Annotated in this window: 7 protein-coding genes; 4 read left to right on the top strand and 3 right to left on the bottom strand. The window is 44.1% G+C overall.

The features are described 5' to 3' along the window. Positions 1–28 precede the first annotated feature (28 nt). The 3 genes from FD17_RS11290 to scrK form a co-directional block, all read right to left on the bottom strand. The gene (locus tag FD17_RS11290) at positions 29–784 is read right to left on the bottom strand and encodes a DUF6198 family protein (protein ID WP_057826278.1); all 756 of its coding nucleotides are present in this window, start codon (positions 782–784) and stop codon (positions 29–31) included. Between the two features lies 1 nt (position 785). Next, positions 786–1,787 carry a zinc-dependent alcohol dehydrogenase family protein gene (locus FD17_RS11285; protein ID WP_057826277.1) on the bottom strand — a complete coding sequence of 334 codons (1,002 nt, stop codon included), beginning with the start codon at positions 1,785–1,787 and terminating at the stop codon, positions 786–788. Between the two features lie 73 nt (positions 1,788–1,860). Continuing rightward, positions 1,861–2,736 carry a fructokinase ScrK gene (scrK, locus tag FD17_RS11280; protein ID WP_057826276.1) on the bottom strand — a complete coding sequence of 292 codons (876 nt, stop codon included), beginning with the start codon at positions 2,734–2,736 and terminating at the stop codon, positions 1,861–1,863. Between the two features lie 415 nt (positions 2,737–3,151). Between scrK and FD17_RS11275 the strand changes: the two genes are divergently transcribed. The 4 genes from FD17_RS11275 (at position 3,152) to FD17_RS11260 (ending at position 11,850) form a co-directional block, all read left to right on the top strand. Then, entirely contained in the window at positions 3,152–4,510 is a 1,359-nt protein-coding gene (locus tag FD17_RS11275; RefSeq protein ID WP_057826275.1) for an SLC45 family MFS transporter, read from the top strand. 15 nt (positions 4,511–4,525) lie between these two features. Continuing rightward, entirely contained in the window at positions 4,526–6,784 is a 2,259-nt protein-coding gene (locus tag FD17_RS11270; RefSeq protein ID WP_057826274.1) for a glycoside hydrolase family 65 protein, read from the top strand. Between the two features lie 210 nt (positions 6,785–6,994). Further along, entirely contained in the window at positions 6,995–7,645 is a 651-nt protein-coding gene (locus tag FD17_RS11265; RefSeq protein WP_057826273.1) for an NAD(P)-dependent oxidoreductase, read from the top strand. 176 nt (positions 7,646–7,821) lie between these two features. Continuing rightward, the gene (locus FD17_RS11260) at positions 7,822–11,850 is read left to right on the top strand and encodes an MBG domain-containing protein (protein ID WP_057826272.1); all 4,029 of its coding nucleotides are present in this window, start codon (positions 7,822–7,824) and stop codon (positions 11,848–11,850) included. Positions 11,851–11,887: the final 37 nt, after the last annotated feature.

The following is an 11,887-nucleotide window of genomic DNA, read 5'->3' as shown; positions in this document are numbered from 1 at the left end:
AACTTAGGGGGTCACTTCATATTATCTCTTACTCTTTTCCCACATCCAGCGCCTGGTGCTTCAACTTTGGAAAGACCTTTGTATCCGCTATTCCGGTAATTCCGCCCTGGAACAGGAACGCGAAGATTGTTCCAATTCCCAAGTTGGTGAATTGACGGGTGATTGCGAATGCCAGGATTGCCATCAGTGTCGGTGGAATGTATGACGCCCACATCGCTGTGTTGGCATTTCCCTTGAAGTACTTGAAACGCAGGATCTGCATTAAGTCATCGGCGGGATGCAGGACCAGGTTAACCCGCTGATAAATCGAGATGGCGGTTCCGATCATTGCGACACCGATGAAGTTCAATATGATATAAAATCCGATCATGAGTGGCGTTTTAGCTGGCGGGAAACCGCTGAATATTGCCGGGTACTTGCCGAGAAAAAAGTCCTCGAAGAACTGGATCAAAGCAGAGAAGGGAACCATGAAGATTAAATTTCCCAGTGCTCGGCGCCATTCCCAATGGCCAACTAAAATTGCATTTAAGATTGTAATCACGACACCAAGAATTAAGAATGTCCAAAACAGATTCCAGCCGAACGCAACGGCCAAGTTGGCTTCTGCTGCTGTCCAATAGGCCGATCCCAGATAGGAAGGGTGGATTTGGGCACTGGTTACCAAGGTCAACACGTTTCCGGCGGAGTTGATTACCAGCGAAATGATGAAGAATGTAATTGATTTGGACATCGAGATTGTCCGGCCATTTAATACCTGGCTGGCGGTTTCCTCACTATTTTTCAAATTAGTCACCTACTTTTACAACGGCCTTTGAAACACCCTTAGTCTTACCTTGCAGGAATGGTTCAACTTCGTCCAAGTTGAAGACGTTGCTGATGATTGCATCGACGTTCAAGTCACCGCTTTGGAGAAGGGCAATTGAATCTTCAAATGCGTTAGGGTTGATGAATGAGCCTTGAACAGTTAATTGCTTTTGGTAAATTTCGTAAGTGTTCATTTCAAAATGAGCATCTGGCTTACCAACACCAAACATCAATACTTGAGCACCTTTACGGGTAGCTTCAACGGCTTGTTGTTGAGTTTGTGGTAATCCAACGGCTTCGATCACAACGTCGTAGTCTGAAGGAATCTGATCACGGGTCGTGTTGAATGTGTTGGTAACGCCTAATTTTTCACGGTTAAGGTCCAGCTTTTCGTCGATAATGCCGGCAAGGTCAACTTGGTGAACACCATAAGACTGAAGAATTTGGGCGAACAATTGACCCATGAAGCCATCACCGATAACCAAAGCCTTTTGGTAAGGGGTCAACTTAAGTAAGTCGATACCATGAACGGCACATGAGATGGGTTCGATAACGGCAGCGTCTTTTAATGAGACATTATCAGGAATAGGGTAAACGTTTGTGGCCGGAGCAGTAAAGGATTCTTCAAGGCCACCATTACGAGTTACACCAACAGCTGATAGGTTGTCACAAAGTTCTGGACGGCCAGTGTGGCAGTAGAAACATTTGCCACAATAGATGTTGGGGTCAACAGTTACCCGATCGCCGACTTTGAAGCCGTCAACGTCAGAGCCAACTTCGGAAATAACGCCTGAGTTTTCGTGACCAAATACGATTGGTGGAACAGCATCGGCTGAGCCTGGAAGGCCGTTATACAGGGCGTGATCGGTACCACAAACACCAGCGTAGGCAGTGTCGACACGAACTTCGTTAGGCTTTACTTCTGGCTTGTCGATGTCTTGAATTTCCATGTGTTGTTTTCCAGTAAATACGAGTGCTTTCATAATTTAATTAATCTCCTCTGAATGTCTTTTTCATTCCACAAACGTTTGTGGAATCTATCAAAAAAATAAGTTGTTACTTGTTATATTCCTTTAAAGCTAAAGCAAAATCACCAACGGTTGCTGAACCGTTATCTTTGACTAATGGCATCACGATGTATTTGTCGAGATCACCAACGTCAACGTAATTGTTCATCAGTTCATTGAACTGTTCCCGAACTTTCTTTAAGAAGCCTTCACTGACAACGCCACCGCCGAAGACGATCTTGGCTGGACGCATCATCAAAGTGACTTGGATGGCTGCTTGAGCAACATAGAATGCCATGATGTCCCAAGTATGATCGGTTAACGGAACATCTTGGCCTTTTTTACCGGTCCGTGGTTCAAATGTCGGTCCTGAAACCAAGCCTTCCAAACAATCGCCGTGATAAGGGCAGATGCCATTGAAATTCAGGTCATCGGGATGACGCTTCAAACGAACGTGGCCCATTTCGGGATGGCCCATATCGCCGATGAAGTTGCCATCAACAATTGCTCCCGCACCAACACCGGTACCAATGGTGTAATAAACCAGTGAATTAATCTTCTCATTGAACAGCGTTGCCATGACATATTCGCCATAAGCCGAACCGTTCACATCAGTCGTCCAACTAATCGGGATATCAAAATCCTCTTTAATTCGACCTACAAAGTTTGTATCAGACCAGCCTTTTTTCGGGGTATTTGTAATGTACCCATACTTGGGAGAGTTCTTACGAAGCTCAATCGGTCCGAACGAAGAAATCGAGATTGCCTTGAGATCCTTAAACTGTTTGAAGTAATCAACAGTCTTTTGCAAGGTCTCTTTTGGAGTGGTCGTAGGGAACTGCGTCCGGTCCAAAATCCGGTAATCCTCGTTACCAACGGCACATACAAACTTCGTACCACCGGCTTCAACACTACCTAACAACATGTAAATCTCACCACCTTATGAAATTGTATACATCAAACAACTTGTGAATGCTTGTTCAATATAAAACATTTTTGATAGAAGTGCAATGAAAAGGTGAACTCATTTTACAAGACAAATTTTCATATTAATCGTGAGGTCTAGACCACATCCGTTATATATCAGTGAAAAAGGGCAAAAAAACTTTTTTTATTTAATTTTTGAAATGGGTATTCCCCACGATTGAATTGATCCCCCAATATTTTCTTAAAAATTGATTTAACGCACAAGTAACCGTTACCACGGCATTTTGCTGGATTGTTCCGAGAAAATGTTCACTTAATTTTCATGCAACCGTTTGCAATTCTGAACAAAGCGTGCAATAATACAAAATGTAAACGCTATTATTTAATGCTATTTTGAATTGGAGGAATATGAAATGGATGAACAAAGCAGCGCGGCAGCAACCAAGAAGTCTGGCTTACCCAAGCTTCCTGCCAGTACCATTTGGATGATTAACTTTGGTTTCCTGGGTGTGCAGATCGCATTTACCCTGCAAAGCTCACAGATGAGCCGGATCTTCCAAACCATTGGGGCAGATCCCAACAAGTTGGGTTGGTTCTTCATTTTGCCACCATTGGCCGGATTAATTGTTCAGCCGATTATCGGTTATTATTCAGATCGAACATGGGCGCCTAAACTTGGCGGCCGGCGTCTTCCCTACCTTGCTTTAGGAACGTTAATTGCCATTGTGGTCATGTGTCTGTTGCCGAACTCGGGGAGTTTTGGCTTCGGATACGCATCCGTTACCGCACTAGTATTCGGTGCTGTCACTGTGGCTCTACTGGATGTTTCGTCAAATATTGCGATGCAGCCGTTTAAGATGATGGTCGGCGATATGGTTAACGACGACCAAAAGAGTTACGCATACGGAATTCAAAGCTTCTTATCAAATGGTGGTGCGGTTATCGCAGCCATCTTCCCATTTATTTTTACTGCATTCGGAGTTGCCAACACCGCTAAAAAAGGTGTGGTTCCTCAATCAGTTGTTATTTCCTTCTATGTAGGTGCCGCAATTCTGTTGCTTACAAGTTTGCTGACAATCTTCAAGGTTCATGAATATGATCCTAAGACTTATGCCAAATATCACGGTATTACTGAAGAAGCCAACTCAACCGGTGGTAACTGGTGGGCATTATTGAAAAAAGCTCCTAAAGTTTTCTGGACGGTTACTTTGGTACAGTTCTTCTGCTGGATCTCATTCCAATATCTCTGGACATACTCAGCCGGAGCCATTGCCAACAACGTCTGGAATACGACCAACGCAACTTCTGCAGGCTATCAGGCTGCCGGTAACTGGTACGGTGTTTTAGCTGCCGTTCAATCAATTGCCGCCGTTGTATGGTCATATGTCTTAGCCAAATTACCTAATAATCATCACAAGTTGGGATATTCATTGAGCTTGGCATTAGGTGCCATCGGATTCTTATCAGTATTCTTCATTCACACCCAATACATTTTGATCATTTCATATACCTTGGTCGGAATCGCCTGGGCTTCAATGAACACTTACCCATTAACCATGGTTACCAACGCTTTGTCTGGTGAACATATGGGAACTTATCTTGGATTGTTCAACGGTTCAATCTGTTTACCACAAATCGTCGCATCACTTGCCAGCTTTGGCCTGTTCCCATTACTTGGAAATGCGCAGCCAAACATGTTCCTGTTAGCCGGAATTATCATGGCCCTTGGTGCAGTTTCAGTTGGATTTATCAAAGAAACTTTTAAAGCTTAGAAAGGACGTTTATCTATGAAAAGAACTTTTGAAGTAGCGCCTTGGAATATCGTGACCCACGACTTTAAGCCTGAAGACAAGCGATTACAGGAATCCATGACCAGCCTTGGAAATGGGTATATGGGAATGCGTGGCTTCTTCGAAGAAGATTACAGCGGCGACACGCTTGCCGGCATCTATCTGGGTGGCGTCTGGTATCCGGACAAGACCCGGGTTGGCTGGTGGAAAAATGGCTATCCCGATTACTTCGGGAAAGTGGTCAATGCTGTTAATTTCATTAAGATGGGCATTAAGATCAATGGCGAATCAATCGATCTGGCCAAGGATCAATTCAGTGATTTTGAATTAAACCTGGATATGAAAAAGGCCCTCTTAACCCGCTCATTCACAGTAACCAAAGGTGATGCCAAAGTCGCTGTTCGATTCGAACGATTCTTGAGTGTTGCCCAGCAAGAACTTTCAGTTCAACGGGTTTCCGTTAAGAACGTGGGCTCAAGTAAGGTGGATTTAGTAATCGATTCTGCCATTGACGGCGACGTTAAGAATGAAGATTCCAACTACGACGAACGGTTCTGGGAAGTCCATTCCACTGAACAGGGAACTGATTCAGGCAGTGTGATTGCCGAAACCACGCCCAACCCATTTGGCACACCACGCTTCACTTCAGGAATGGAAATGCGCAACGTGACTGGTTTGAAGGCTGAAAAGATTGATCAGCCCAACGAAAAAGAAGTTGCAAATGAATTTTCCGGTGAGCTGGCTCCCAACGACTCGGCTCAGCTTGAAAAACGGGTCATCGTTGTGACATCTCGTGATTATGATACGCAAGAAGCTTTGACTGCTGCAATGCATCAATTGAGCGATAAGGTTGCCACCCAATCCTACGATGAGTTGTTTGAAGCTCACGAAAAGATCTGGGCTGATCGCTGGAACAAGTCAGACATCGCCATTGACGGTGATACTGAAGCTCAACAGGGCATTCGGTTTAACTTGTTCGAACTCTTCTCAACATATTATGGTGAAGACTCACGGTTGAATATTGGGCCTAAAGGATTCACCGGCGAGAAGTACGGTGGTGCCACATACTGGGATACCGAAGCGTTTGCAGTTCCAGTATACCTTGGGATTACCGATCCGAAAGTCACTCGGAATCTGTTGATGTACCGGTACAAACAACTGGATGGTGCCTACCATAACGCCAAGCAGCAGGGACTCAAAGGTGCCCTGTTCCCAATGGTAACCTTTGACGGAATTGAGTGTCATAACGAATGGGAAATCACCTTTGAAGAAATTCATCGAAATGGTGATATTGCTTTCGCGATTTACAATTACACCCGATACACTGGCGATACTTCATACGTCTTAAACGAAGGCTCAAAGGTGCTGACCGAGATTTCCCGTTTCTGGGCTGACCGTGTTCACTACAGCCAACGCAACAAGAACTACATGATTCATGGTGTGACCGGCCCAGATGAGTATGAGAACAACGTTGACAATAACTGGTATACCAACATTTTGGCTCAATGGACTTTGAAATACACCTTGGAAATTCTCAAGGAAGTTTCGCCTGAACAGGCTAAGCAGTTAAATGTCAGTGAAGATGAAAAGAAGCACTGGCAGGACATTGTCGATAATATGTATCTGCCTTACGATAAAGATTTGAACATTTTTGTTCAACACGACGGCTTCCTAGACAAGGATCTCAAGCCGGTTTCAGAAATTCCTGCCGATCAATTGCCATTGAACCAGAACTGGTCATGGGACAAGATTCTCCGCTCTCCATACATCAAGCAGGGGGATGTACTTCAAGGAATCTGGGACTTCATTGAAGACTTCACACCTGAACAGAAGAAGTCCAACTTTGATTTCTATGAACAATACACCGTTCATGAATCAAGTCTGTCACCAGCAATTTACTCCGTATTAGCTGCCGACCTTCATTATGAAGACAAGGCCGTTGAATTATACGAACGGACTGCCCGACTGGACTTGGATAACTACAATAACGATACCGTTGACGGCTTGCATATTACTGCCATGACCGGTGGCTGGATCGCGGTGGTTCAAGGATTTGCCGGCATGCGGGTTCGCGAAGGCGAGCTGCATTACGCACCATTCCTACCTAAGAAGTGGTCTCACTACTCATTCAGACAAGTCTTCCGCGACCGTCTGATTGAAGTCGACGTCGACAAAGACGGTTCCCACTTCAAGTTGATCGAAGGCGATCCAATTACCATCGATGTGGCTGGAAAACCGCTTCAACTTTCAAAATAACTAAATGATTTTGACTAAAAATTCCGAGGGTAAATCATACTTTCGGAATTTTTGATTTCCTCACCGTTATTGGCTCAGTTGAGATGATTCAAGATAAAAGTGAGAAGTCAAAATAATTGAAAAGCCGTAAAAAACAGTTGATACTATACTTAAGTAATTAACTTAATCATAAATGTTCCATTTACAACGAATAATATGGAGGAAACCGGTATGACATTAAACATTGGTGTGATTGGCGCAACCGGAATGGCTGGGAGTGCAATCACCAAAGAAGCAATTGAACGGGGATTAAGAGTAACCGCCTTTGTTCGAAACGAATCTAAAGCCAAAGACATGTTTTCCGATAATGCAGCTTATATTGTCAAAGACGTCTTTGACATTCAAAAGGGTGATATTGCCGATTTGGATGTCCTCGTTGATGCATTTGCAACTCATGATGTGAGTCAGGCATACAAGCATGTTGATCTGGCGGCTCGACTTGTTGAGTTGGCAAAAGGTTCTGACAAGCCACGTTTATTCTTTATTTTAGGCGCTGCCAGTCTGGAAACACCGGATGGTCAGCATTTATTGGATAAGCTGCTTAAGATCCCAAATAACGAATCCTTCATTGATGTGCCACGCCAGCAGGCTAAAGAATATGAACTGTTGAAGAATACCACCGGCGTTAACTGGGTGGCCGTTTCACCAAGCTCGACTTTTAAGCGTGGAGACGCAGCTGAGTATACTTTGGGGAACAACAAACTGCTGACAAATGCTGCGGGGAAATCCGAAATTACGTCTGGAACGATGGCAAAAGTCATTCTGGATGAAATTCAAAAGCCGGCGCACCATAATGAACGATTTACGGCCGTCAACAAGTAGGATTGAATATGAACAATTGTTGGATCAGCAGAACTTTGCTGATCTTTCATTTTGCCTGGTTTATTTGCTAAGTTTTTGAAAAAATGGCGTTTTCCATGATTGATTTAGCAAGAAAAGCGTATATTTAATGAGTTATCATGCATCACTAAAATGAGTCGAGATATGGGGGAATCAGGATGAAGAAGTCGAAATTGGCCACAGCCTTTTTGACCATCACATTAGGAATTGGGACCGGCGTGATTGATGGTGGATATTATTTATCCACACCAATTTTGGCCCATGCGGCCGCCAAGAAAAACGTTTCTGCTGAGGCCAACGATCAGTCGGATTTTAAATGGCAATATAATACAACGGATCACACGGCCACGTTGACCGGTTTAAATATTTGGGTTGGTCAAAGCGGTCATCAGCCAAACGTTGTGATTCCGGACACGGTTAAAGATTCCAGCGGCGCTGTTTACAAAGTGACTTCAATTGGCAATGATGCTTTTCGCTACCAGGATGGCATGACCAGTGTTGTTCTACCTCAATATCTCACTTCAATTGGCAAAGAAGCCTTTCCATATTTGAAAGATTTGACCAGTGTTGACTTTTCACAGGCAACTCAGTTGAAGACAATTGGTGATTTGGCATTTGTCAGCCTTCAGCAGACAACGCCTTTGACAATTCCTGATTCAGTAACCAGCATTGGCAATTCGGCCTTTATCTACGGCAAGATGAGCCAGGTAACGCTGGGTAAAAACGTGGAAACCATTGGCGATCAAGCCTTTCTTGGTATGGATAATTTAAGCAAATTGGTGTTGAACGCCAAATTGACGACCATTGGCGCCCAGGCCTTTTTGTACAATAAAAATATTACCAGTGTTAATTTTGGGGATGCCACCAGTTTGAAGACAATCAATAATGGGGCGTTCGAATATACCGGATTGAGCGGCAGCGTATCACTCAATAGTCCATTACAGACCATTGGCAATCAGGCCTTTGCTGCCAACAAGATTACCAGTGTCACTTTACCGGATACGCTGACAACAATCGGTGACTCGGCGTTCGTATACAATCAAATCGCCGGTACCATTGTCATTCCTAAAGGTGTGACTGCAGTGGGGGTCCAGGCGTTTACCGGTAACAAGCTTTCTGGCGTTCAGGTTGTGGGCAGCCCCACAATTGGTTCAGATGCATTTTCATATAATAATATTACTAAATTAAATGGATCAACTGCCAAGCTGCCTACAAGCGGTGCGATTGGTCAGTCAGCAACGATTACCGCTGAACAGGCAACCTTAAAAATTGGTGATTTGTTTGATGTGGATATGAACAGCAAGTCATCATTGGACTTGTCACTCACCAATTTAACGAACGGTGTCACTTATGATGCTAAAACCGGGGTGTTTGACATTCCCGCCGGCGTCAAACAATTCAGCTTTTCATGGTCTTTGAAAGATGGCGGCGATATCATTTATTCCGGAAACTATACGGTGTTCCGTGAAGTTCCAAAGATTGCCGCACATCCATCAACCGTTTATGTTGGCGATAATTGGTCACCCAAGGATAATTATGATGGTCAAGACTTTGACAAGTTGACCGTTACGATTAAAGACTCCGATGGCAACACCATCAGTAATAGCGATTCGGTTACCGGTAAGGCTGGTGACTATACTGTGACATATGCATATGGAAATGATGAAACATCAATCATCGTATCGGTTGTTAAGCGACCGTTGACATACTCATTAACCGGCAGTCAAGCCGTGAATTATAATGGCAGTGTTCAGCAGCCGACACCAGGCAACTATGCGGTCATTTTCGCTGGACTTAATCAAGGGTACACACCAAAAGATGGTGAGATTGCCGTTACCAACAACAGCGCCAATCCGGGAACCTACCCGGTTACTTTGACAACCAAAGGACAGAGCAGCTTGGACACGGAGTATGGTGAGAAGTATGCACTGACTGCAACCCCATCAAGTGCTTCCTTTACGATTGTTAAGGCTGAGGCAATCGCTTCATTGGCGAGCGGCACCAAGGCCTATGATGGCAATAAAGTGAGTCAAAGTGGTTGGCAGCCAACATTGACGGTTACCAGCGATAATTCGACGGTCGGCACAATCACGCTGACACCAACGGAATATGACATCAAAAATGATGATTCTGCCGTCGGGTCTTACGACATTACCTTGAACCAAAAGGGTGCCGCTGCTGTTCAACAGAAATATCCAAACTATACATTTACCAATCTGAACAATGTTCACACCACTTATACGATAACATCTGCCAAGAGCACCTCAACACTTTCCGGTGGTACCAAAGTATATGACGGCAAGACAGTCAGCCAGACTTTTGAACCAACGCTAACCTTGAAAGACAGCGCTGGGAAAACGGTTGATACGCTCACTCTGAAGTACGGCCAATACACACTTGATAAGAACGATAGTGCCGATGTTGGCAAGTACACTGTCAAGCTGTCGGATTCAGAAATTGCCGCAATTCAAGCCAAACATAAAAATTATACGTTCGACAACCTAAAGACCATCTCAACAACCTATACAATCACACCAAAAGCTGTAACTGCCTCTTTGGAGTCTGGTACCAAGCCTTATGATGGTCAAACTGTCACTCAAGGAACTTGGCGGCCAACATTAACGTTGAAAGATGGTAATGACGTTGTTAAGACGATTACTTTGAGTGCCGGCCAATATACAGTTGATAATGACAGCTCAGCTGTCGGCGATTACACGGTTCGGCTATCAGCAGATGAAATCAAGGCTCTCAAGAGTGATACTGCATATGCCAATTATGATCTCGGTGATTTAGCCTCGGTAACCGGAAAGTTTTCGATCACTGCCCAATCAGTGAAGGCTGAATTGAGTGGCGGAAGTAAAATCTATGATGGTAAAAAAGTCAGTGAGAGTAACTTCACACCAACCCTGACGCTGTATGACGCAACCGGCAACGTGCTGGCAAATATCACGATTAAACCAAATCAATACACTGTTCAAAATGACAGTGCCAATGTCGGTTCTTATCTGATTACATTAACAGCTGATGAGATTAATGCGATTAAGGCCGCATATCCGCTGTATGACGTTGACGGGTTGAAGACCGTTCAGTCCACCTATATCATCACCAAGCAGCAGGGTAAGTCAACTTTGTCTGGTGGATCAAAGGTTTATGACGGCAAACCAATCGGTGACAGCAACTACCGACCAACCTTGACTTTAATTGATGCTAACGGAAAGTCTGTTGGGACGATCCAGTTAATTGATGGACAGTATACGATTGAAAATAACAGCGGTGCAGCAGGTACGTATACCGTTCGATTGTCTGCAAGTGAAATTGCAGCGTTGAATGCCCAGTATCCAAACTATGACTTTGGATTAGGTAATGTAACAGCGACCTTTACGATCACTTCGCCAGATAACCATGGTGGCGGCGATAATACCGGAGGTGGATCAGATACCCCTTCCGATAACAATGGTGGCAATGACAATACCAACCCAACACCAAATGTGATCAGCAAGAAGGGGTCAGCCGTATACTCAATTAAGAAGATCGGCTTGTATGCATCCAAAAACTTTTCTAAGAGTAGTCGACTAACCTGGTATACAAAAAAGCCACGAATCAACCGGCCAATGTTTGTCGTTACCGGTTATGCCCGCGATCAAAAAGGAAATCTGCGCTATAAGGTTCGAGACGTCAACCATCTCTCGAAGACTCGCAATAAGACCGGCTATATTACCGCCAACTGGCAATACGTTCGGGCAGTTTACTATCAAAGTAAACATACCAAGATTACTGTCATCAATCCGCGTGGTGTCAATGGCTACAAGAATCCCAACCAGACTGGTAAAGTTAAGAACTATAAGCAGGGAACGGTTCTCAAGGTTCGAAAGATTGTCAGTCACAATCTGACTACCCGATTTGTGTTGGATAATGGTGAGTATGTAACCGGAAACCGCAAACTTGTTCAAATGGGACGGCATGGCCTGCCTAAAACTTTAAAAGCAAAAGGCGCGATTAATCGTTATTCAAATGCCGGCCTTACCAAGAGAAATAAACATTATGCAAAGAGCTCCCATAAAGTGTTCAAAGTTTATGGTTTCTCATATTCACACGCAAATAGTATGACTAAACACGGGACACTCAGATATCGGGTTGCCGGTGGTTACATTACCGGGAATGCCAAATATGTAAAACTTATCAAATAAACATTTCTTCATTAGAACTGATTAGAATGCGATGACA

The sequence above is a fragment of the Lentilactobacillus sunkii DSM 19904 genome, from assembly GCF_001435575.1.
Taxonomy (GTDB): Bacteria; Bacillota; Bacilli; order Lactobacillales; family Lactobacillaceae; genus Lentilactobacillus; species Lentilactobacillus sunkii.
Note: the sequence above shows the minus strand (reverse complement) of the source record. Positions and strands in the feature narration are given on the sequence as shown.